The sequence below is a fragment of the Bacillus badius NBRC 15713 genome (assembly GCF_001591605.1).
In the GTDB taxonomy this organism is placed as follows: Bacteria; Bacillota; Bacilli; order Bacillales; family Domibacillaceae; genus Pseudobacillus; species Pseudobacillus badius.
The window spans coordinates 19,085-41,687 of record NZ_BCVF01000027.1 but is presented as its reverse complement, the minus strand read 5'-3'; the positions used below and the strand labels follow the sequence as shown (position 1 = coordinate 41,687).

The following is a 22,603-nucleotide window of genomic DNA, read 5'->3' as shown; positions in this document are numbered from 1 at the left end:
AGCTTATTCACTTATTGAGGAGGTAAACAGGATGGACATAAAGCGCGCAAAGCAAATTCTTTCCTCGTCCGCAGATATCGATATAACATTTCAAGGAGTCTCTGTTTGGATTGACCAGCTTCATGAGGATGAAAAAATGGCAACGGTGCATTTAAGAGGTCCCTTGGAAGAAAGAACGCAAGTGGCTGTAAAAGACCTAGTAGAAGAGAACGAATGAAAAAGACCGGTCCTGCATCCTAGTATAAGGATGCGAGACCGGCCTTTTTATATTTTTTTCCTTGCCAGCTTTCACGCCGCTTTAATTCATCATCGATGGCATTCAGGACGGTCCATTTATCTACACTCCACATGGGACCGATCATCAGCTGGATCGGTCCATCCCCGGTAATGCGGTGGATGACCATTTCAGGCGGCAAAACCTCCAGCTGGTCGCAAACAAGGTGAACGTACTCTTCAAGCGATAAAAACTCAAGCAGCCCCTTCTCATATTGCTTGACCATCGGCGTGCCTTTTAACAAATGAAGTAAATGGATTTTTATGCCCTGGACATCAAGAGCAGCAACCGCGGCAGCTGTTTCCATCATCATCTCTGGTGTTTCAAGAGGAAGACCGTTAATAATGTGTGAACAGATGCGGATGTTATGCCTGCGAAGCTTCTCCACTCCTTCTGCATAGGTGGAAAAGTCGTGTGCCCGATTGATGAGATGGGCTGTCGTTTCGTGAACGGTTTGCAAGCCGAGCTCCACCCATAAATAAGTTCGTTCATTGAGCTCCGCTAAATACTCAACCACATCGTCAGGCAGACAGTCCGGACGCGTGGCAATCGATAAACCAACGACGTCTTCTTGTTGGAGAACGGTTTCATACTTTTGCCGAAGAACATCTACAGGAGCATGGGTATTTGTATAGGCTTGAAAGTAAGCCATATATTTGCCATCCTTCCATTTGCGGTGCATTCTTTCTTTGATTTCATGAAACTGTTTTTCCAGGCTGTCCGTCCGCTGTCCCGCAAAGTCGCCTGATCCGGCTGCACTGCAGAAGGTGCAGCCGCCAAAGGCAACAGTGCCGTCGCGGTTCGGGCAGTCGAAGCCGCCGTCTAAGGCAACCTTGAATACTTTATGCCCAAATTGCTTGCGCAAATGGTAATTCCATGTATGATAGCGTTTATTGTCATTGGCATAAGGAAACGGATTCATATTTATTCAACTCACTCTCTCCTGAAAGCTGATTCACAGCGTCAGCATAAAGAAAATTTTATCATGAATGAGCCCGTGAAAGCGAGTTTGATTCAAGGAAGGATTAGTCAGAATTTTAAGTTCGGCAAACAGCTTGAAAAATTTAACTGAACGTTCTAGAATACTATTTTGGAACTCGAAATAATTTAGAAAACAGGAGGGGATGCAGTATGCCAAAAGCAGTTTGGTTGTTGGTGATCGGCATGGTGATTAATGTGACAGGTGCTTCATTTTTATGGCCCCTTAACACCATTTACATACATGGTGAGTTAGGAAAATCCTTGTCGGTGGCAGGGATTGTTTTAATGTTGAATGCTGGTGCTACCGTTGTCGGCAATTTGCTCGGCGGAGCGTTGTTTGACAGGCTTGGCGGCTACCGGACGATTTTGCTTGGAGCAGGAATGAACTTAGTTGCGATGGCCGGCATGACGATGTGGCATGACTGGCCCTATTACGTTGTTTTCTTAACAATTGTCGGTTTTGGATCAGGAGTGATTTTTCCCGCTGTCTATGCATTGGTCGGCGCGGTTTGGCCGCAAGGAGGGCGCCGGGCGTTTAACGCTATTTATATTTCGCAAAATGCTGGAGTAGCCCTCGGTTCGGCCATGGGCGGTTTTGTCGCTTCTTTTTCATTTAATTATATTTTTGCAGCCAATTTATCCATGTTTGCTGTATTCTTTTTTATCGCGGTGTTCGGTTACCGCCAAATGGCGAATGTGACCGGGGCTCAGACAAATGTGATCGCCGAAAACGGAAAGGTGAAGAGCCGCAGCAAGCTGACGGCCCTGTTTATCTTATGCACAGCGTATATGCTTTGCTGGGTGGGGTATGTACAATGGCAGTCTACGATTGCCAATTACACGCAGGAGGTCAATATCAGTTTAAGGGATTACAGCTTGCTTTGGACGATTAACGGCTTGTTAATTGTGTTTGGCCAGCCGCTCGTAAACTTTTTCGTCCGGGCTTTCCAGGATAATTTGAAAAAGCAAATCGTGATTGGCATTCTGATTTTCATGGGGTCATTCGGCATCACGGCATTTGCAAATGACTTTAAAGGCTTTTTAGCAGCGATGCTTATTTTAACTATCGGTGAAATGTTCGTTTGGCCGGCTGTTCCGACAGTGGCGAGCCAGTTGTCGCCAAAGGGGCGTGAAGGGTTTTATCAGGGGATTGTTAACAGTACGGCAACAGCCGGCCGGATGTTTGGACCGGTGCTCGGCGGAGTTCTTGTTGATTTATACGGCATGCCGGTGTTATTTATCACCCTGATTGCTTTCTTGTTCATCAGTCTTGGATTGACCATCGTCTATGACCGGCCGTTAAAAAAGAACAAAGAAGTGCCATCTCCTTCCATTTCTTCTCTTTAAGCTTGCAACTGCAGATAATTTTGTCTAAAATAGTCGTAGATTGAATAAGCAAAAGATGATGACAAGGAGTAGTAGTGACGACTTTCGGTATTAGAGAGCTGGCGGAAGGTGCAAGCCAGTCCGAAATCCCATGAACTCGCCTTTGGAATCGCAGGTGCGAACGCTGGAAGTCAGCAGGTAGTGCCTGCCGCCGATCCGCGTTAAAGACATAAAGCAGAGTGCCTATTAAAAAAGGCACTAATCTGGGTGGTACCGCGGGAACTATACTCTCGTCCCAATTATGGGGCGGGAGTTTTTTAATATTCAACAGGGAAGGGTGTTACAGATGAGTTTCAATCATCAGCAGATTGAGAAGAAATGGCAGCAATACTGGGAAGAAAATAAAACCTTTAAAACAACTGAACAAAAAGATCAGCCTAAATTTTACGCGCTTGATATGTTTCCTTATCCATCCGGTGCAGGGCTTCATGTAGGCCATCCGGAAGGGTACACAGCAACGGATATTTTATCGCGCCTGAAGCGGATGCAAGGATATAACGTTCTTCACCCGATGGGATGGGATGCGTTCGGTTTGCCAGCGGAACAATATGCATTGGATACGGGAAATGATCCGGCAGAATTTACGGAACAAAACATTAATAATTTCCGCCGCCAAATTAAATCCCTCGGCTTTTCTTATGATTGGGATCGGGAAATTAACACAACCGATCCGCAATATTATAAGTGGACGCAATGGATTTTCCTTCAGCTATATAAAAAAGGCTTGGCTTATATTGATGAAGTAGCGGTTAACTGGTGCCCGGCACTTGGCACGGTGCTTGCCAATGAAGAAGTTATTGATGGCAAAAGTGAACGGGGCGACCATCCGGTGGAACGCCGGCCAATGAAGCAGTGGATGCTGAAAATCACCGAATATGCGGATCGTTTGTTGGATGATTTAGAAGAGCTTGACTGGCCTGAAAGCATTAAAGACATGCAGCGCAACTGGATTGGCCGCTCAGAAGGCGCAGAAGTCACTTTTACAATCGACGGGCATAAGGAAACATTTACTGTATTTACTACGCGTCCTGATACACTGTTCGGGGCTACATACGCGGTTTTGGCGCCTGAGCATCCATTTGTCGCCCAAATCACAACTGATGAACAAAAAGATGCTGTTGCCGCTTATTTAGATAAAATCAAGTCAAAGAGCGACCTGGAGCGTACGGATCTTGCGAAAGAAAAAACCGGTGTGTTTACCGGTGCTTATGCCATCAATCCAGCCAACGGCGAAAAAATGCCGATCTGGATTGCAGATTATGTGCTTATGAGCTACGGAACCGGCGCAATTATGGCTGTTCCGGCGCATGATGAACGCGACTATGAGTTTGCTCAAATGTTTAATCTGCCGATTCGGGAAGTTGTTGCTGGCGGAGAGGTTGACAAAGAGGCTTATACAGGAGATGGCGAGCACGTTAATTCTGATTTCCTGAACGGCTTGAATAAAGAGGAAGCTATTCAGAAAATGATTGAGTGGCTTGAACAAAAAGGCATTGGCACTAAGAAAGTGACCTATCGCTTGCGTGACTGGCTGTTCAGCCGTCAGCGGTATTGGGGTGAACCAATCCCGATCATCCATTGGGAAGACGGCACAATGAGCACAGTGCCAGAAGAGGAATTGCCGCTTGTGCTTCCTGTTACAACAGAAATTAAACCGAGTGGAACAGGTGAGTCACCGCTTGCCAACATTGATGAGTGGGTGAATGTGGTCGATCCGGAAACCGGCAAAAAAGGCCGCCGTGAAACAAATACAATGCCGCAATGGGCGGGAAGCTGCTGGTATTATTTACGCTTCATCGATCCGCACAACACAGAAGCGCTTGCTGATAAGGATAAGCTGAAGGAATGGCTGCCGGTTGACATTTATATCGGAGGAGCCGAGCACGCGGTTCTTCACTTGCTGTATGCTCGTTTCTGGCATAAAGTTCTATACGATATTGGCTTGGTTCATACGAAAGAGCCGTTCCAAAAGCTGTTTAATCAAGGCATGATTCTTGGTGAAAATAATGAGAAAATGAGTAAGTCGAAGGGGAACGTGGTCAACCCTGATGAAATCGTTGAAAGCCATGGAGCGGACACACTTCGTCTCTATGAAATGTTCATGGGACCGCTTGACGCCTCGATTGCCTGGTCTACAACCGGTCTGGATGGCGCGCGCCGTTTTCTTGACCGCATCTGGCGCTTGTTCATTCAAGAAAATGGTGAGTTAAGCGATAAAGTCACGGCATCTGGAAATAATTTAGAAAAAGTGTATCATCAGACCGTGAAGAAAGTGACAGAAGACTACGAGCATTTGCGCTTCAATACAGCTATTTCGCAAATGATGGTGTTTATTAATGAAGGATATAAAGCGGAGGCCATTCCAAAACAATATGTCGAAGGTTTTGTTAAGCTGCTTTCCCCGGTTGCTCCGCATCTGGCAGAAGAAATGTGGGAAAAACTTGGGCATCAAGGCACAGTCAGCTACGAGCCATGGCCAACATATGATGAGTCTAAGCTTGTTGATGATGAAGTGGAAATTGTCGTTCAAGTAAACGGCAAAATGAAAACGAAACTGATGGTCTCCAAAGAAGCCACAAAAGAAGAAATGGAACAATTGGCTATGAATGAAGAGAAGGTGCAAGAGCAAATTGCCGGAAAAACAATCCGCAAAGTTATTGCGGTACCAGGAAAGCTTGTTAATATCGTAGCGAACTAAAGAAAGGATGGGACAGATGGAGCCAATTCCAGAGATTACTGCAGAAGAGCTGAAGCAAAGGTTAGAAAATGGAGAAAACCTTGAAGTCGTTGACGTTCGGGAAGAAGAGGAAGTAGCCGGCGGCAAGATTCCGCAAGCAAAACATATCGTTATGGGAACGATCCCTGAGCATTTAGATCAGTTTGACAAAGAGAAGGAGTATATTTTTGTTTGCCGCTCCGGGCGCCGCAGCGAAAATGTCTGCTATTATATGCGTGACCAAGGATTTAAAGTGCGCAATATGACAGGCGGCATGCTTGACTGGACTGGAGAAACAGAATAAGGCAGCCTGCTGTTCCCTCTAATAGGAGGGAGCAGCTTTTTTATGAATAGGGCTTGGAACATATTGGGGGAAGAAAGGCGATCTTAGTTAAAGCGTGCGGCATGGAAAGGATATCCTGAGCCGCCAACTGTTAAGAAGAGGGGTCTCGCTCAAAAGAAACGACATATTTCAATTTTTTTAACACAAGCTAAACAGGTATTCACTAGTGAATACCTGTTGACAAATTTCCGGTGAGGTGAGGATAATGAGCAAAAAACATTGGCTTGATCCGACTTCTCAGAAGTTTCACCACAATTGGACGAGGCCGAAACGTACGAATTCCCAGGTGAACGGCCACACGGAAGTGTCCCTGCGGACGCGGATTAATCAGAGTGTCTCCAATGAAAACCGGTTTTGTTAATACGAAAAGCAGAGAGAAGGTCTCTCTGCTTTTTTCATTGGGCGGCATTTGAACCAGCCAGCCGCCCGGTAATGAGTGCGGAAGTAATATTATATCCTCCCGTGTAACCGTGGATGTCGAGCACTTCTCCGCAAAAAAACAAGCCGGGCATTTTTTTCGACGCCATTGTTTTCGGATCAACTTCTTTAATAGAGATGCCGCCGCCGGTAACAAAGGCTTTTTCAAGCGGCAAGGTGCCATTTACAGAAAAGCGGAAGTGCTTGCATAGATGGACAAATTGCCGCAGCTTTTCTATGCTGATGTTGTTGCCGGGCGCTTCCTCATCAATCTCCGCTCTTTCAAGCAAAAACAGCAAATAACGCTCCGGAAGCAGTCCTTTCAAGCTGTTTTTTACTGATTTTTTCGGATGGGCGGCAAGCAGCTCGCGCACCTCGCGAAACAATTGGTCTTCACGTTTATCAGGCAAGCAGTCGATTGCCATCCATACGTCGCCAGTCTTGCTTTTCTTCAGTGCTTTCACAACGAACTGGCTGCAGCGAAGCACGGCCGGTCCCGACAGCCCGAAGTGGGTGAAGATCATATCCATCCGGTGGGTAATAATCGGTTTGCCTTTAAGGTTTAAGACACTGACGGCTGCATCGCGAAGTGAAAGTCCTTGCAGCTTCTTTTCTTTAATAAAAGGTTCTTGTGAAGTAACCGGCACTTCAGTTGGATAAAGCTCTGTTACTGTATGACCGGCTTTTTCCGCCCAGGGATACGCATCCCCTGTCGAACCTGTCTGAGGAACGGAACTGCCGCCTGCAGCAATAACGACAGCGCGGCTATGGATCGTTTGCCCGTCACGCAGCATGATGCCGGCGGTGCGGCCATTCTCGAACAGCAAATCAGCCACGGCCGTATTCACTCTTACTTCCACGTTTAGCTCCTGCATCCGATTCAGGAGAGCATTAACGACTGACTGGGCTTTATTCGTTACCGGAAACATGCGGCCATGATCTTCTTCCTTTAAAGCAATCCCGAGATTTTCAAAAAAGCGGATGATATCTTCGTTGTTAAATACGGAGAAGGCGCTATATAAAAAACGGCCGTTGCCGGGGATATGCTTGATAATTTCATCAACAGGCAGGCGGTTGGTTACATTGCAGCGGCCGCCGCCCGAGATGGCGAGCTTTCTTCCAAGCTTGCTGCCTTTATCGACGAGCAGCACGCGCTTTGTCTGTTCGCCGGCTGCAATGGCCGCCATTAAACCGGAAGGACCGCCTCCAACAATAATTACATCATACTCCATTATAAGCTCCCTTCTTTCCTGAACAATTCTTTTCATAGTAGTTGATTTATTAACTAGTTGTCAATCATAGAAAAAAGAGGACCCTAAAGATCCTCTTAAGCAGTTTTTTCTTTATTGGAGGGGAGGAAGAAGGCCAATACGAGAGCGGCAACGGTCAAAATGGCGGCTATGACAAACGCACCGTTCATTCCTTTAATTATTTATTTTGTTACATACTAGCGAAAATTTTTGCCTAATAAATTGCCTGAACGGTATGAAAGAGGTAAACTGATTTTTAGCGTTTGTATTTATTTTAATGGAATAGAAAGGGAATCTTTATGTCTTCGAAGCTTATCAGGGGAACGTTTATTCTAACATTAGGGACATTTATCTCCAAGTTTCTTGGATTGTTCTATGTTATACCATTTTATTCGATTGTTGGAAAAGAAGCGACGTCACTTTATCAATATGGCTATGTGCCGTATACGATCTTTATTAGTATAGCGACGGCGGGAGTGCCGCTCGCAGTGTCTAAGTTTATCGCCAAATACAATGCTCTCGGCGAGTATGCCGTCGGCCGCCGGCTGTTTAAATCCGGCCTTGTCATTATGTCGATTACAGGGTTTCTAGCCTTTCTGACCATGTACATTTGTGCACCATGGTTCGCTAGCATTATGGTTGTCGATAAAGATCAAATTTATACAGTCGATGAAGTGGCTTACGTGATTCGCGCAGTCAGTTTCGCTCTCATCATTGTTCCATTTATGAGCTTAATGCGCGGCTTTTTCCAGGGGCATCAATCCATGGGGCCTTCCGCCGTTTCTCAGGTGGTTGAGCAAATTGCCCGCATTATCTTTCTCTTAGCCGGCGCTTATATTGTGTTGAACGTTTTTAACGGCACTGTGGTGCATGCGATCGGTGTAGCGACCTTTGCGGCTTTTGTCGGTGCAGTGTTCGGTTTGCTTGTCTTGTTTTGGTACTGGAAAAAGCGTAAACATCATTTAAATGAGCTGCTTGAGAAGGATGAAAGCAGTGCCGATGTCAAGCTGTTTGATATTTACAGTGAGATTGTTGTCTACGCTATTCCATTTATTTTCGTTGGTATTGCGATCCCTCTCTATCAACTGGTTGATACGGTCACCTTTAACCGGGCGATGGCAGAAATCGGCCAAGCGAAAGTGGCGGATACCGTCTTTGGAATTGTTAATTTCAGTACGCAGAAAATTGTTATTATTCCTGTTTCATTAGCTACCGCTTTTGCGATGACACTTGTGCCGCTTGTCACTAGCTCTTTTGTATCCGGGAGCTCAGATAAAGTGAAAAAACAGCTGGATCAGACCTTTCAAGTCCTTTTGTATTTAACTGTTCCGGCCGTTGTCGGCATTATGCTCCTGGCCGAGCCGTTTTATACCGCCTTTTATGAGCATAGCAGCCTCGGCACAGATATTTTGCGGGTGTATGCGCCAGTGGCTATTTTGTTTGCGTTATTCACTGTCACGGCCGCCATTTTGCAAGGGATTAATGAGCAGCGTTTTACAGTATTCAGCTTGCTGGTCGGTATTTTGCTGAAGCTGGTCCTTAATATCCCGCTGATTAAGCTGTTTCAAGGAGAAGGCGCTATTTATGCGACAGCGATCGGATACGGTGCCTCTATCATTATTAACTTACTTGTTATCAGGTATTATGCCGATTATTCGCTTCGCTCTATTGCTGGAAAGATTGGCCAAATTGCTTGGTATAATATCATTATGGCAGCAGCGGTGTTGCTCTTATACTTTGTGATGCATCCGCTGTTCAATGCAGACAGCAAAATACAAAGCACGCTTTTGATTGCTATTTGCGCCATAGCCGGTGCGGCCGTATATTTCTTCTTCAGCTTCCGCAGCGGGCTTGCCGATGCTTTGTTCGGCACACGGCTTAACGGATTGAAAAATAAATTTAAAAGAGCAAAAGCTTAATGATTCGTGAAAAAAGCAGGCTTCCTTTCTAAGGAAACTGCTTTTCTCATTGGGAAGAAAGGAGGAAAAAGATGGAGAAAGATCTTGCTTATCCATCAAGAACAAAGGGGATTATCATGGTTCTTGCCAGTTCCTTGTTTTGGGGCGCATCAGGAGTAATCGCCCAATTTCTTTTTCAAAAGCAGGGAGTCGGGGTAGAGTGGCTAGTCACAGCGAGATTGCTGGCCGCCGGATTGTTGCTGCTGCTTTTTGCGGCAGTAAAAGAAAAACAGTCGATCTTTGATATGTGGAAGGATCGCTTCAGCTGGCCGTCACTCGTGTTGTTCAGTCTTTTCGGCATGCTGGGCGTTCAATATACATTCTTTTCGGCCATTAATAGCGGAAATGCAGCTACTGCTACGGTTCTCCAATATTTGGCTCCAGTGCTGATCGTTTTGTACCTTGCCATCCGTTCAAAAGCGAGACCGGCCGGAAAAGAAATCATTGCGGTTCTGCTGTCGGTATTAGGGACGTTTTTTCTTGTGACAGGGGGGAATCCTAATGAGCTGACTATTTCGGGAACGGCTTTATTCTGGGGACTGAGTTCAGCTGTGGCGCTTGCTTTTTATACTTTGTATCCGCTCAAGCTGTTAAAGAGATGGGGATCTATCCTAGTAGTTGGCTGGGCTATGACGGCAGCCGGCGTCTTTTTCAGCTTTGTCCACCCGCCATGGAAATTCGAAGGGACAATGTCCTTTGCGACAGTGGCGGCTGTTAGTTTTGTTATTCTCTTCGGCACTTTGCTTGCTTTTTATTTTTATTTAGAGAGCCTTCATTATTTGCGTGCATCGGAAACGAGTCTCTTAGCTTGTGCGGAGCCGTTGTCTGCTGTCTTTTTATCTGTTTTTCTGTTAGGTGTTCCATTTGGATTTGGAGAGTGGCTCGGCACCGTTTGTATTATCGTAACCGTCCTGATGCTGTCACGGGCAAAATGATCAATGGAGGGATCTGAGTGAGAATTGATAAATTGCTGGCTAATATCGGCTACGGAAGCCGCAAGGAAGTAAAACAGCTGTTAAAGGCTGGCGCAGTCACGGTCAATGGAGAAGCCGTTAAAGACGCAAAGACGCACGTTGATCCAGAGAAAGACCGGATAATGCTCTACGATGAAGAAGTATATTACCGGGAGTTTATTTATTTGATGATGAATAAGCCGCCAGGTGTTATTTCAGCTACAGAAGATGTGAAGGATGAAACGGTGGTTGATTTGCTTGAAGCGGATCACGCGGTGTTCCAGCCGTTTCCGGTGGGGCGTCTTGATAAAGATACGGAGGGGCTGCTGCTTCTGACAAACGATGGAGTTCTCGCCCATCAGCTGCTTTCTCCCAAAAAGCATGTGCCTAAAACCTATTTCGCTGTTATCGAGGGAGAAGTCACGGAAGAAGATACAGCAGCTTTTCAACAGGGCGTGACGTTAGATGACGGTTATTTGACCAAGCCGGGAGAATTAAACATTTTAAAAAGCGGTCCGCGTTCAGATATTGAACTGACCATTACTGAAGGAAAATTCCATCAGGTGAAAAGAATGTTCGAAGCTGTTGGCAAGAGAGTTGTCTATTTGCAGCGAATCTCCATGGGACCGCTTCAACTGGATGAAGAGTTAAATCTCGGTGAATACAGGGAGCTGACAGAGGAGGAAGTTGCCCTCTTGAAAAACGGCGGAAAAGAGTAAGCTGGGATTTATCCAACTTGCAACAAAAAAAGCCCTTGCCAGTTAAGGCAGGGGCTTGTTCATGAAGTCATTCTTACTTTCTTTTGTGTCGTTGTCCACTTGCCACGGCTTGGACTGATGACCAAGTCGTTGTAAGCTAACACATTCAAATCTCTTTGAATGGTGCGAGGAGTGATACCAAATTCATCCACAATTTCCTGAGTCGAAACAGTCCCGTTTTCTTTAATAAACATATAGACTGATTTGATCCGATTTAGCATCCGATTTGTTGAAGGTTTCAAATAACCACTCCCTCATCTTTTTTCACAGAGGCAATACAACAGACGACGGTGAGCGAGAAGTTTCATGCTTCTCATTGACTATGTAGTTAATGTCCCGCAGACAGCTCCTTTACTTAAGTGTGTAAGATGTCTGACAATTGTATTTTACCTCATTTATATTTATTTTTCTAGAAAAAATGCTTGATTTTCTAAAACTTCATATGTTGTTTACCCTTTTTTTTCACTAAACTAACAATAAAGTAAGGTTTTATTGGAAGTTATCCATTCTTTTTCCTGAGAGATACAGGTAAAATAAAGAAAACGACGGATGGGAGGAAGAAGTCAATGAAAGAAATAAATTGGCAAGTTGAAGCAGAGAAGAGGAAAGAAGCACTCCTTCATGATTTGCAATCGTTAATCGCTATTAAAAGCGTGTTAAATGAAGAAGAAGCAACCGCGTCAGCCCCACTTGGCGAGCGGGTCAAGGAAGCGCTTGATTTCATGCTGGAGCTTGGGGAGAGAGACGGATTTGCCGGGAAAAATGTGGACAATCTCGCGGGCCACTTAGAATTTGGTTCAGGCGAGGAGCTTGTCGGCATTCTGTGCCATGTAGACGTGGTGCCGGAAGGCGATGGCTGGACAACCGATCCGTTCGGAGGAGAGATAAAGGACGGGAAAATATTCGGACGCGGGGCCATTGATGATAAAGGACCGACAATGGCTGCTTACTATGCAATGAAAATGATCAAAGAGCTAGGGCTGCCGCTTAATAAACGAGTGCGAATGATCATTGGCACGGATGAAGAAAGTGAATGGCGCTGTGTGGACCGTTACTTTGAAAGCGAAGAAATGCCGGCTGTCGGGTTTGCACCGGATGCTGATTTCCCAATTATTTATGCGGAAAAAGGAATTGCTGATTTTGATATTGTCCAGCAAGCCGATGAGCAGGCTCATAAGCCATCCGAAGAAATGACCGTCCATTCTTTTGAATCAGGAAGACGGTATAATATGGTGCCGGATTATGCCAAAGCAGCAGTCACCGTCCAACGGGGGCAAACAGAGGTGATTCAAAGCTACGGGGCATTTGTGGAGGAGCACGGATTAGACGGCCGCTTCCATATCGACAACGGAAAGCTGATTTTAGAATTAAAAGGGGTCTCTTCCCATGGAATGGAGCCGGATCTTGGAAAAAACGCCGGACTTTATCTGGCTGAATTTTTAGCCGGGAGGGAGCTTGATCAGAAAGCGGCCCAGTTTTTCGGATTTGCGAGCCGGTTTTTCTTTGAGGAATCCCGCGGCAGGAAGTTAGGGATTGATTACTCGGACAAGATCACCGGAGATTTGACGATCAATGTAGGAAAGCTGTTATTTAATGAAAAAACCGGCGGCCGTCTCGGGTTGAATATGCGCTACCCGGTTACATTCCCGCTAAAGGAAAAGCAAGAGCTGCTGACAAAGCGGCTTGCAGAGGAAAGGTTTGGAATTGAAAACTTCTCTGACAGCGCTCCTCATCATGTGGATCAAAATCATCCGTTTATTGAAACCCTTTGCAAAGTATATGAAGAGCAAACCGGAGAGAAAGCAGAGCTGCTGTCCATCGGTGGCGGCACGTATGCGCGCAGCTTGGAAACCGGGGTTGCCTTTGGTGCTCTGTTTCCTGGGCGGGAGGATGTTGCCCATCAAAAGGATGAATATATGTTCATTGCAGATTTACTGAAAGCGACAGCGATTTATGCCCAAGCGATTTGGGAGCTGGCCGGAGAATCTTCATTAGTATAGGCGATAAACAACGATCCCTCTTTCAACAAAATGAAAGAGGGATCGTTGTTTATGATTGGAATAAGTCGCTTGATAAGTAGCGTTCACCCGTATCGCAGGCAATGCATACAACCATGTCATCCTTCGTCAAGGTTTTTGCGGTTTGAATAGCTGCGTAACAAGCGGCGCCTGAAGACGGCCCTACAAGGATTCCCTCTTCCCGGGCGAGACGGTGCACCATTTCGTAGGCTTCCTCATCTTTGATCCGGTAAATGTGATCATATACCTTTTCGTTGAGCGTATTTGGAATAAAGCCCGGGCTTGTGCCGACTAATTTATGCTTGCCGGGCTGGCCGCCGGATAAGACTGGCGAACCGGCTGGCTCCACTACATGTACTTTTAATCCGGGAATATGTTCTTTCAGCGCTTCACCTGTGCCGGTGATGGTGCCGCCTGTGCCTGCGGTAGCGACAAAAGCACCGAGAGTTTTGCCAATTTCCTTTGCCGCTTCCAGGATTTCTACAGCCGTTGTTTTCCGATGGGCGTCCGGGTTTGCTTGATTGTCAAATTGCATGGGAATAAAGCTGTTGGGAATGCTTTCGGCAAGCTCTTCAGCCTTGTGAATTGCTCCCGGCATTTTTTGATCGCCTGGCGTCAGCACAACTTCGGCTCCATAAGCTTTTAAAAGGTTGATCCGCTCTTTTGTCATCGTATCGGGCATGACTAAGATAGCTTTATAGCCTCTGGCAGCCGCATTCATCGCCAGGCCAATGCCTGTGTTGCCGCTCGTTGGCTCGATAATGGTGGCGCCAGGCTTTAACAGGCCTGCTTTTTCGGCTTCAATGATCATATTGAAGGCGGCTCGGTCCTTCACGCTTTTGCTCGGGTTAAAGAATTCCAGTTTTAAATAAACGTCCGCTCCATGCTCAGGGGCGAGACGGTTTAGTTTGACAAGGGGCGTATCTCCAATTAATTCAGCGATATTGTTCACTGTTTTCATTGCTGCTCATCCTTTCTTCTCTTTTTCCTACTTCTATTATTATCACATTAATTCGTATTAATCCAATCAATACAGAGAGGAATTCAATGTTTTTGGTCCATTTGTGAAACCGCTGGCATATTTGGTAAAATAGATGGAAAATCGATTATAAGGGGTAGCTAACATGAGCCAAAATCATTATTTCTTCGCCCTTCCTTTGCCGAATGAATTAAAACAATCACTGCATCAGTGCATTCAAAAACAACAGCTTCCATTTGCAAGGTTTGTGCATGAGCAGGATTTGCATCTTACGCTGGCGTTTTTGGGATCAGCCGACGAAGAGCAGCTGCAAGCAGCTCGTTCGCTTGTTGCTTCGTCGGTACAGGAATTGGAAGCCTTTCCGCTTGTTATCAATTCTCTCGGCGTTTTTGGAAAAAAGACCGAGCCGCGTATTTTTTGGGCAGGGGTAAAGGAGGAACAGCGGCTGGATACATTGCAATCAGCTGTCAGCTCTGCCTGCCGGGAAGCCGGATTCAGCATCGATGACAGACCATTTCGTCCACACATCACACTAGCTAGAAAATGGAAGGGTGAATCGCTCTTTCAACTCCCGCAGTTAGAGGTCAATCAAAAATTTTTAGCAGAAACTGTCGTTTTATACGAAACTTATTTGGATAAGAGTCCGAAATATAAAGTAAAGCAAATAATTCAATTACATACAGGTAAGGGAAAGGAATAAAGAAACATGGCGCAGTTGATTAAGCTACAGGACTATATTTCCAGATATGAAACAGATATTTTTCATTACCCCTCCCGTTTTGCCCGGCTGAAAAAACAGCAGTGGGAGAGCATCAGGCGATTTTGGGAGCAGAACCGCCGAAAGGAAGAGGAAGCATTCTTCCTGTCTGAAGAACCCGAAGAAGAGAACGAAGACAAAAAAGTAATGCAAAAGCTAAAGTCCTTTTTTTGGCGCGGAAGAGCAGAGGAATCGGCTGCTGTTGAAGAGGAAGAGCCCTCTATGTTTGAAAGCATCGATATCGGTTCAGCAGCCAATCTTGAAGAGTTAAAGCGCAAGTTTCTCGATCAGCTTTTTACCTTTCAAATGAAATGGGCCAGTTCGACGGTAAGAGAAAAGTCATATATTGATCCGCGGTATTTTCAGGATGAGCGGCTAAGATTTTTAATGCAGCGCCTTCCGGATAGCTTTCTTCTATTGTATGAACCAGTTCTCCAGCTGAAGAAAGCACCAATGGAGCTGGACGTGCTGGTGTTGACACCGACGGAAGCCTGGTGTCTTACTTTTCTGGAAGAAGAAGACCAGGCCGTCTACATTGGGTCTGCGGATCACTTTTGGGCTAAGCGGAATGGCAAGGAAGAAGGACGGGTGCTGAACCCTACGATTGCTGTTAGCCGAATGGAGGCTGTGCTGAAAAACTTATTTCAGCGGCAGCAGCTGGATTTTCCCATCAGAAAAGCAATCGTATGCCGCAATGGCTTTGTGGACTATCCGGGTGCGCCGTTTGGATTGGATATTTTAGACAGCCGCATGTTTTCGGAGTGGCTTGCCCGAATGAGGAGTATGCCCTCTCCTTTAAAAACGGTGCAATTAAAAGCGGCAAAGAGTGTGCTGGATTTTGGGCAGACCACGAGCATCCGCCGTCCGGAGTGGGATGAGGACAGTGATTTTTTGTTTCTCAATGAAACAGAGGACTCAGAAGACTGATGAAAGCTTTCTTTCCATAAACCGGCTATTTGCCAGTATGCGCGAAATACCTAGCCGAACAAAGTATTTCGTGATAAAATATGAGGTAACTTTTAAAATGAACGCGTAAATGGCAGATGAAAAATAAATCCTGTCATAGTACGAAGATAGCTATTGTTATGATCCATCGATAGCTGTCTTTTTTATTCGGGCTTGGAACGAGCCAAACAAAAATGAAGGTGACTAACGGTGGAACACTTACTTGGACAAGATTGGGAAATCACTCCAGCCGGCGGAGCAACGGGAAAGGCTTATGCAGCTAAGCATGGAGGACAGCAATTATTCTTAAAAAGAAATTCGTCTCCTTTTTTGGCCGTTTTGTCGGTTGAAGGGATTGTTCCTAAGCTGATCTGGACAAAACGATTGGAAAATGGAGATGTAATCACAGCCCAGCATTGGCTTAAAGGCCGTGAGCTTGCCCCGGTCGAAATGGGGGACAGCCGGGTAGCGAGGCTGATGAGCAAAATTCATTCTTCCCAGCCGCTGTTGTCCATGCTCGAAAAGCTGGGAAAAGAGCCAATGGAGCCGAAAATGATCCTAGCCGAAATTGAACAGCAGCTTGATGAAGAAATAAAAAACCATGAAGATGTTCAAAGGACCCTTCAATTTCTCCAAGGCCAGCTTTCGGAGGTCGGTCACGGGGAATATGTTGTTTGCCATGGCGATATTAATCATAACAATTGGCTGCTGTCGGAGGAAGATGAGCTATATCTCATTGACTGGGACGGAGCTTTAATTGCTGATCCGGCTGTGGATCTCGGGATGATGCTATACACATATATTGAAGAAAGCCGCTGGGAAGACTGGCTGGCTCAATATGGTCTTGTTTATACACCGCACCTTGCCTTGCGAATGAAGTGGTATGTTCTGGTTCAAACACTTTTATCGATTCAATGGAACAAGGAAACCGGCCGCCTGCGGGAAATGAAAGAAGGCTTTCATGATTTATCGCATATTCTGTCTTGAATGTGAAAGATAAGCATGATATGGTTTGAACGAAATATTTTTGAATGAGGTGCCGCCATGCGATTAAGACATAAACCATGGGCCAAGGAAAAAATCGAGGCCTATCCACAATATATTGTCCCTAATCCGGAAGATTACCGGGGCAATTGGAAGGAAGTATTTCATAACGATAATCCCATATACATCGAGGTAGGAACGGGCAAAGGCCAGTTTGTTACAGAAATGGCGAAAGCCCATCCAGATGTGAATTTTATCGGCATCGAGCTGTATGAAAGTGTCATTGTTACAGCGTTGGACCGCCTGATTGAAGCAGAACTTCCGAATGTAAAGCTGCTGAATGCTGACGCCAGAAATCTGGCCCAATATTTTGCAAAAGGGGATGTTAGTCGCGTCTATTTAAATTTTTCCGATCCATGGCCGAAAAAGCGCCATGATAAACGGCGATTAACTTACCGGACGTTTTTAAAGCTATATGAAGACATCATGCCTAATGGCGGAGAAATCCATTTTAAAACAGATAACCAGGGGCTATTTGAGTACTCCCTGCAAAGCTTCTCGGCTTACGGAATGCTCCTGACGTTCCTCAGCCTTGATCTGCACAAAAGTGATTTTGAAGGCAATATTATGACAGAGTATGAAGAGAAATTTTCGCAAAAAGGCCAGCGGATTTACCGGGTTGAAGCCAAATACCGGTGAAATAGGCCGTTCAAAAAAACATGCCTCCATCTAGATGGAGGCATGTTTTACTTTGACTGCGGAATGTTCAGCTTGTTAACGGGCGTCTGGAAATACCCGGCGCACAGTTTCGGAAAATTCGTCAAACAAACCGGAGATTGGATGGCCGGCTTGGATACGGTCCCCATATCCTTGCATTCTCTGTACAAAGTCAGGGTTTGCGGACACATACACCTTATGGACGCTGCGGTCTGCTGTTCTTACCTCGTCAGCAATTTTATCTTCAAGCTTATTGCTCAAATTGCCTTTTGATCCGTCGTTTAGAACAACTGCGGCATAAGCGTTGTGGTCAGTAACGATAACTTTGGCTGTTTGTATTTCCTTTAAATTCTCTAGCCGTTTTTCTGCCCGGTCAGATACCTCCATGCCGTTATTATCGTTGTTGTCAATCATGTTATTATCATCGTTATTTGTCAGAGCTCTGCTCCGGTCGTTCATGTCGTTTCGAACCCCATTAGAATCTTGTGTATTTGGAGGGGCATAACGGGCATTTTCAATGTCTACGCCTTTGCGCTCATTCGCTGCATCATTGGCGTTACATCCAAACAATAAAACAAATGGCAAAAAAGCGATAGTTATATGCTTTAGTTTCATCATGGTGAGTGCTCCTTTCTGTGATGTACACCTTTAAGATGAACCGATTCTTCAGTAATTATTCATCGGCTGACAGATCTATCTGCCTAGGCTTGTTAACAAAGGATTTATCCGGTTCGCTCTGTAATTATTTAGTGTTGATTTCTTTCTCGTTCATGCCTGGGAAAAGAAATGGCTCCTGGAAAAAGCGTCCGGCTGCAGCACACTCCGCCGAAGCCTCAATCATCTTCTTCAACAACTTCCTCTTATTAAAAATAATTCGTTCTCCATTCATGGTTTTATCCAGCAGTTGGCAATGTCGCAATTTTTTAAGAAATGTTACAATAAATGTGAACAAAAGAAGGGGGAGTAGAAAATGGAGAAACTGCAGGCAGGAGAACTAACGCTTACATGGTTAACAGGCGGTGTGACAAATATGGACGGCGGCGCCATGTTTGGGGTTGTGCCAAAACCTCTTTGGTCAAAAAAATATGCGAGCAACGACAAGAATCAAATTGAACTGCGGACAGATCCAATATTTTTTCAGCTTGATGGGAAGAATATTTTAATCGAGTCAGGAATTGGCAACAGCCGGCTAACCGAGAAGCAAATGCGCAATTATGGCGTAAATGAAGAATCAAAAGTGGAAGAAGGTCTGGCGGAGTTAGGGGTGACTCCTGCTGATATTGATATGATTTTGATGACTCATATGCATTTTGACCATGCTCTCGGATTAACAAAGGTTGAAGGGGACAACCTGGTGCCCGCTTTTCCAAACGCAGTTATTTACACATCAGAGACTGAATGGGAAGAAATGCGGCATCCAAATATCCGGTCAAGGAACACCTATTGGAAGGAAAATTGGGAAGCGATTGCGCACCAAGTGCAAACATATAAGGAAGAGATAGAGCCGGTAACAGGAGTGAAAATGATTCATACAGGCGGCCACAGCAATGGCCATTCCATTATTACAATTGAACAAGGCGGAGAGTGGCTCATTCATATGGCCGATCTCATGCCGACCCATGCCCATCAAAATGCGCTTTGGGTGCTGGCCTATGATGATTATCCAATGGATTCAATTGCAGCCAAGCAAAAGTGGCTGCCTGAAGCGATGAAGAGAAAAGCATGGTTTTTCTTTTATCATGATGCGGTTTACCGGGCGGTAAAATGGAATGAACAAGGGGAAATCATCGAGTCCGTCAAACGTGAAAAAGCAGCTGTGCAAAGCTGAAGACAGGAAAAGGGCTGCCCGTATAGGACAGCCCTTTTCCTGTTATAAGGATGATTAATACGTTTTGTATACATCCATAATTGTGCCTGTGCGAGAGTCAGCAACAAATTCAAATTGTTCTCTTTCCTGGCCGATTGTGCGGGAAACTCCGCCTTTGTAGACCATTTTGTCCATTCCGGCTTTTTTCAATGGTTCCGGCTTCATTTTAATCCAGGAACCATCAATCGGTCCTTCTGATTTAAACGCTTCTTTTACCTCTTTCAGTGCTTTTTCCGCTGAAACGTATGTAGTTTTTGACAAGTTTTGCTGTGCAATGACGGCGCCTGCTGCTCCGGCAGCAGCTCCCAATAGGAATGCCCCCCAATTAATGTTCATTTTTTTCACCCCTGTTTTAATAGATTACTATAAGTATACATCAATTTGAAAAATGCTGAAACTTCTGTCTTTCATGTTCAGAAAATTGCCATAGTCCCAACTGGAAGTCTGGTCCAATTTTCTGTAGAATGAAGGCAGTTCAGACTTTAAAAGGAGAGTAGAGCATGAATAAAGAAACGATGGACCTCTTTAAGACTTTAACGGAATTGCCGGGCGCTCCTGGAAATGAGCACGATGTCCGCCGGTTCATGCGCACGCAATTGGAAATGTATGCGGATGAAGTTGTTCAAGACGGGCTTGGCAGCATTTTCGGCGTAAAAAAGGGAGCAGATAATGACCCTGTAGTCATGGTTGCCGGACATATGGATGAAGTCGGATTTATGGTTACACAAATCACAGATAACGGAATGATCAGGTTTCAACCGCTTGGCGGCTGGTGGGGACAGGTGCTTCTTGCTCAACGGGTGCAAATTATAACGGACAATGGTCCGGTGATTGGGGTCATCAGTTCCGTGCCTCCTCACTTGTTGAATGAAGAACAGCGCAAGAAGCCGATGGAAATCAAAAATATGCTGATTGATATCGGAGCAGATGATAAAGAAGATGCGAAAAGTATTGGCATCAAACCAGGCCAGTCCATTTTGCCGGTGTCTCTCTTTACTCCGATGGCAAATAAAAAGAAAATTCTCGCCAAAGCCTGGGATAATCGCTACGGTTGCGGTTTAGCCATTGAACTGTTAAAGGAACTTCAAGGAGAGACTGTGCCAAATCGCCTTTATGCTGGTGCAACCGTACAGGAGGAAGTCGGTCTCCGCGGCGCCCAAACCGCTGCCCAAATGATTCAACCCGATATTTTCTATGCATTGGATGCCAGTCCGGCTAATGATGCCTCCGGGGATAAAACCGAATTTGGCCAACTGGGCAAAGGAGCCTTGCTTCGTATTTTTGACCGGACGATGGTCACGCATCGGGGAATAAGAGAGTTTATACTTGATACAGCTGAAACTCATCACATCCCCTATCAATATTTTGTTTCTCAAGGCGGGACAGATGCCGGCCGCGTCCATACCTCTAATGAAGGTGTGCCTAGTGCTGTCATCGGCATTTGTTCACGCTATATCCATACGCATGCGTCTATTATCCATGTGGATGATTACGCAGCCGCGAAAGAACTGCTCATTCGCCTTGTCAAAGCAAGTGACCGGGCGACAGTAGATTCCTTAAAAGCAGGAAGCTGAACATATTCAGGCGCTGATCATAATAAGCGCCTGTTTTTATTTGATAAAAGACCGGGAAATAAGAATTTGCTTTGGCGAAAGGGGCTGAAAATACTATGACGAAAGCAGGGGTATACATGAAGATAGCGATCGGTTCATCTAATCCGGCTAAGAGGCTGGCAGTGGAAAAAGCAGTGCAAGCAGCCCATCTAGAGGGAGAAGTGATTGCCCTTTCCGTTCCTTCCGGAGTCAGAGAACAGCCGTTTTCCGATACAGAAACGAAACAAGGGGCAATCAACCGGGCGAAAGCTGTTCTTGAAAAGGCAGAAGCTCATATTGGGATCGGCCTTGAAGGAGGAGTCATGGAAACGGAAGACGGATTATACCTTTGCAATTGGGGAGCGCTTGCCGTTAAGGAACAGCCTGTTATCACTGCAGGAGGCGCTCGAATTTTATTGCCTGAAGAAGTAGCGGAACAGCTCCGCAGCGGGCAAGAACTTGGTCCGGTCATGGATCAATTTACGAATAAAAGAGGAATCCGGCAGCACGAGGGAGCGGTTGGGATTTTTTCCAACGGCTTAGTAACAAGGGATGAAATGTTCCTTCATGTGGCAAAACTATTGCTAGGACAATTTTTGCGGAACAATGACAAATAAGGGCTTTTTTTGCCGCGAAAACAGTATATAATTGTCTTTACACCAGTAAATATAGGTGTAAGGAGGAATCGTTTTGAAAGCATATTTGCAAAAAAAAGGAGTGACCTTGTCACCGAAGGTTTATTTTGTCGAAGCGCTCAGCTTCATGGCACTCGGGCTGTTTAGCTCTCTTATTATCGGTTTGATTATCAAAACAATCGGTGAGCAATTGAACCTGCCTTTTCTTATAGAAATGGGAAAATTGGCGATGAGCCTTATGGGACCTGCTATTGGAGTAGCAGTCGCATTTGGTTTGAAAGCGCCGCCCCTTGTTCTGTTCGCCAGTGTGGCAACGGGAGCGGCCGGGGCTGCGCTTGGCGGTCCTGCAGGCAGTTATGTTGCGGCTCTTTTGGGAGCGGAGATTGGAAAGGCTCTCAGCGGCACAACAAAAGTAGACATTATTGTGGCTCCTTTCGTGACGATTGCCACGGGTTATAGCGCAGCGGCTTTGTTGGGGCCAGGCATCAATACATTTATGAAATGGTTTGGCGGCTGGATCGAATGGGCCACGCTGCAGCGTCCGATTACGATGGGCATACTTGTCGCTGTATTAATGGGCCTGGCGCTTACCGCACCGATATCTAGCGCCGCCATTGCTTTAATGTTAGATTTAAACGGCTTGGCTGCCGGAGCTGCTACTATTGGCTGCAGTGCGCAAATGATCGGTTTTGCAGCAGCAAGCTGGCGTGAAAACAAGTTGGGCGGCTTTATCGCCCAAGGTCTGGGAACCTCAATGCTCCAGGTCCCTAATATTATTCAGCATCCGCTTATACTGATCCCGCCTACTGTGGCCGGAGCGATACTGGCACCAATCGGCACTACGATATGGCCAATGGCAAACAATGCTGCCGGAGCAGGGATGGGGACCTCGGGACTTGTTGGGCAGATTATGACGTTTTCTGTTATGGGCTTTAAAGCAGAGGTTTTTCTGCAAGTCTTTCTGCTTCATTTTGCCGGTCCTCTTGTGATAAGCTTACTCATATCAGAAGCTATGAGAAGGAAGGGCTGGATTAAGTCCGGCCAGATGACCATCTCGACAGGAGGAAAATAAG

Annotated in this window: 23 protein-coding genes and 1 other annotated feature; of the genes, 17 read left to right on the top strand and 6 right to left on the bottom strand. The window is 45.8% G+C overall.

What is annotated here, in order from left to right; genetic code table 11:
• Positions 1–31 precede the first annotated feature (31 nt).
• Positions 32–217, top strand: a complete 186-nt coding sequence (locus BBA02S_RS13680; protein WP_041114029.1) for an H-type small acid-soluble spore protein — start codon at positions 32–34, stop codon at positions 215–217.
• 19 nt (positions 218–236) lie between these two features.
• Here BBA02S_RS13680 and mnmL read toward each other — a convergent pair whose 3' ends face one another.
• On the bottom strand, positions 237–1,196 hold the full coding sequence (gene mnmL, locus BBA02S_RS13675; protein WP_041114028.1) for a tRNA modification radical SAM protein MnmL/YtqA: 960 nt from the start codon (positions 1,194–1,196) through the stop codon (positions 237–239).
• A 209-nt stretch (positions 1,197–1,405) separates the two neighbouring features.
• Between mnmL and BBA02S_RS13670 the strand changes: the two genes are divergently transcribed.
• From BBA02S_RS13670 to BBA02S_RS20345, 4 genes are all read left to right on the top strand, one after another.
• Positions 1,406–2,602 carry an MDR family MFS transporter gene (locus BBA02S_RS13670; protein WP_041097865.1) on the top strand — a complete coding sequence of 399 codons (1,197 nt, stop codon included), beginning with the start codon at positions 1,406–1,408 and terminating at the stop codon, positions 2,600–2,602.
• 49 nt (positions 2,603–2,651) lie between these two features.
• Positions 2,652–2,882 (top strand) — a binding site (T-box leader).
• 45 nt (positions 2,883–2,927) lie between these two features.
• A complete protein-coding gene (leuS, locus tag BBA02S_RS13665) occupies positions 2,928–5,339 on the top strand; it encodes a leucine--tRNA ligase (protein WP_041114027.1) in 2,412 nt (803 codons plus the stop codon).
• A 16-nt stretch (positions 5,340–5,355) separates the two neighbouring features.
• On the top strand, positions 5,356–5,661 hold the full coding sequence (locus BBA02S_RS13660) for a rhodanese-like domain-containing protein (protein WP_041097862.1): 306 nt from the start codon (positions 5,356–5,358) through the stop codon (positions 5,659–5,661).
• A 244-nt stretch (positions 5,662–5,905) separates the two neighbouring features.
• On the top strand, positions 5,906–6,061 hold the full coding sequence (locus BBA02S_RS20345; protein WP_082028148.1) for a YpzG family protein: 156 nt from the start codon (positions 5,906–5,908) through the stop codon (positions 6,059–6,061).
• A gap of 34 nt (positions 6,062–6,095) precedes the next feature.
• Here the strand turns inward: BBA02S_RS20345 and BBA02S_RS13655 are convergent, their stop codons facing one another.
• Entirely contained in the window at positions 6,096–7,349 is a 1,254-nt protein-coding gene (locus BBA02S_RS13655; RefSeq protein WP_041114026.1) for a BaiN/RdsA family NAD(P)/FAD-dependent oxidoreductase, read from the bottom strand.
• Between the two features lie 317 nt (positions 7,350–7,666).
• Between BBA02S_RS13655 and BBA02S_RS13650 the strand changes: the two genes are divergently transcribed.
• The 3 genes from BBA02S_RS13650 (at position 7,667) to BBA02S_RS13640 (ending at position 10,997) form a co-directional block, all read left to right on the top strand.
• Positions 7,667–9,286: a putative polysaccharide biosynthesis protein gene (locus BBA02S_RS13650; protein ID WP_041114025.1), complete on the top strand. Its 1,620-nt coding sequence runs from the start codon at positions 7,667–7,669 to the stop codon at positions 9,284–9,286.
• Positions 9,287–9,357: 71 nt separating this feature from the next.
• Entirely contained in the window at positions 9,358–10,260 is a 903-nt protein-coding gene (locus BBA02S_RS13645; RefSeq protein WP_041097859.1) for a DMT family transporter, read from the top strand.
• A gap of 17 nt (positions 10,261–10,277) precedes the next feature.
• A complete protein-coding gene (locus tag BBA02S_RS13640; protein ID WP_041114024.1) occupies positions 10,278–10,997 on the top strand; it encodes a pseudouridine synthase in 720 nt (239 codons plus the stop codon).
• A 59-nt stretch (positions 10,998–11,056) separates the two neighbouring features.
• Here the strand turns inward: BBA02S_RS13640 and BBA02S_RS13635 are convergent, their stop codons facing one another.
• Positions 11,057–11,278, bottom strand: coding sequence for a DeoR family transcriptional regulator (locus BBA02S_RS13635; protein ID WP_041097857.1), 222 nt, complete (start codon positions 11,276–11,278; stop codon positions 11,057–11,059).
• Between the two features lie 324 nt (positions 11,279–11,602).
• Here BBA02S_RS13635 and pepV point away from each other — a divergent pair, with 324 nt between their 5' ends.
• Positions 11,603–13,036, top strand: a complete 1,434-nt coding sequence (gene pepV, locus BBA02S_RS13630; RefSeq protein ID WP_041114023.1) for a dipeptidase PepV — start codon at positions 11,603–11,605, stop codon at positions 13,034–13,036.
• A gap of 49 nt (positions 13,037–13,085) precedes the next feature.
• Here pepV and cysK read toward each other — a convergent pair whose 3' ends face one another.
• The gene (cysK, locus tag BBA02S_RS13625; protein ID WP_041097855.1) at positions 13,086–14,015 is read right to left on the bottom strand and encodes a cysteine synthase A; all 930 of its coding nucleotides are present in this window, start codon (positions 14,013–14,015) and stop codon (positions 13,086–13,088) included.
• Positions 14,016–14,178: 163 nt separating this feature from the next.
• Between cysK and thpR the strand changes: the two genes are divergently transcribed.
• The 4 genes from thpR (at position 14,179) to trmB (ending at position 17,418) form a co-directional block, all read left to right on the top strand.
• Positions 14,179–14,733 carry an RNA 2',3'-cyclic phosphodiesterase gene (gene thpR / locus BBA02S_RS13620; protein ID WP_041114022.1) on the top strand — a complete coding sequence of 185 codons (555 nt, stop codon included), beginning with the start codon at positions 14,179–14,181 and terminating at the stop codon, positions 14,731–14,733.
• Between the two features lie 6 nt (positions 14,734–14,739).
• Positions 14,740–15,717, top strand: coding sequence for a nuclease-related domain-containing protein (locus tag BBA02S_RS13615; protein ID WP_041097853.1), 978 nt, complete (start codon positions 14,740–14,742; stop codon positions 15,715–15,717).
• Between the two features lie 228 nt (positions 15,718–15,945).
• The gene (locus tag BBA02S_RS13610; protein WP_041097852.1) at positions 15,946–16,722 is read left to right on the top strand and encodes a phosphotransferase family protein; all 777 of its coding nucleotides are present in this window, start codon (positions 15,946–15,948) and stop codon (positions 16,720–16,722) included.
• Between the two features lie 57 nt (positions 16,723–16,779).
• Positions 16,780–17,418: a tRNA (guanosine(46)-N7)-methyltransferase TrmB gene (trmB, locus tag BBA02S_RS13605; RefSeq protein ID WP_041114021.1), complete on the top strand. Its 639-nt coding sequence runs from the start codon at positions 16,780–16,782 to the stop codon at positions 17,416–17,418.
• A gap of 75 nt (positions 17,419–17,493) precedes the next feature.
• On the opposite strand, the gene BBA02S_RS13600 is transcribed toward trmB, so the two are convergent.
• Positions 17,494–18,054, bottom strand: a complete 561-nt coding sequence (locus BBA02S_RS13600; RefSeq protein WP_041097850.1) for a YhcN/YlaJ family sporulation lipoprotein — start codon at positions 18,052–18,054, stop codon at positions 17,494–17,496.
• Between the two features lie 352 nt (positions 18,055–18,406).
• Between BBA02S_RS13600 and BBA02S_RS13595 the strand changes: the two genes are divergently transcribed.
• Positions 18,407–19,264 (top strand): YtnP family quorum-quenching lactonase, encoded by an 858-nt coding sequence (locus BBA02S_RS13595; RefSeq protein WP_041114020.1) that lies wholly within the window; start codon positions 18,407–18,409, stop codon positions 19,262–19,264.
• Between the two features lie 54 nt (positions 19,265–19,318).
• Here BBA02S_RS13595 and BBA02S_RS13590 read toward each other — a convergent pair whose 3' ends face one another.
• Positions 19,319–19,639, bottom strand: a complete 321-nt coding sequence (locus BBA02S_RS13590) for a PepSY domain-containing protein (protein WP_305954918.1) — start codon at positions 19,637–19,639, stop codon at positions 19,319–19,321.
• A 164-nt stretch (positions 19,640–19,803) separates the two neighbouring features.
• Here BBA02S_RS13590 and BBA02S_RS13585 point away from each other — a divergent pair, with 164 nt between their 5' ends.
• The 3 genes from BBA02S_RS13585 to BBA02S_RS13575 all read left to right on the top strand — a co-directional run bounded on the left by BBA02S_RS13585 (position 19,804) and on the right by BBA02S_RS13575 (position 22,602).
• Positions 19,804–20,877 carry a M42 family metallopeptidase gene (locus BBA02S_RS13585; protein WP_041097846.1) on the top strand — a complete coding sequence of 358 codons (1,074 nt, stop codon included), beginning with the start codon at positions 19,804–19,806 and terminating at the stop codon, positions 20,875–20,877.
• 116 nt (positions 20,878–20,993) lie between these two features.
• Positions 20,994–21,512, top strand: a complete 519-nt coding sequence (locus BBA02S_RS13580; protein ID WP_041114043.1) for a DUF84 family protein — start codon at positions 20,994–20,996, stop codon at positions 21,510–21,512.
• A 73-nt stretch (positions 21,513–21,585) separates the two neighbouring features.
• Positions 21,586–22,602 carry a PTS sugar transporter subunit IIC gene (locus BBA02S_RS13575; protein ID WP_041097842.1) on the top strand — a complete coding sequence of 339 codons (1,017 nt, stop codon included), beginning with the start codon at positions 21,586–21,588 and terminating at the stop codon, positions 22,600–22,602.
• The last annotated feature ends 1 nt before the right edge of the window (position 22,603 follow it).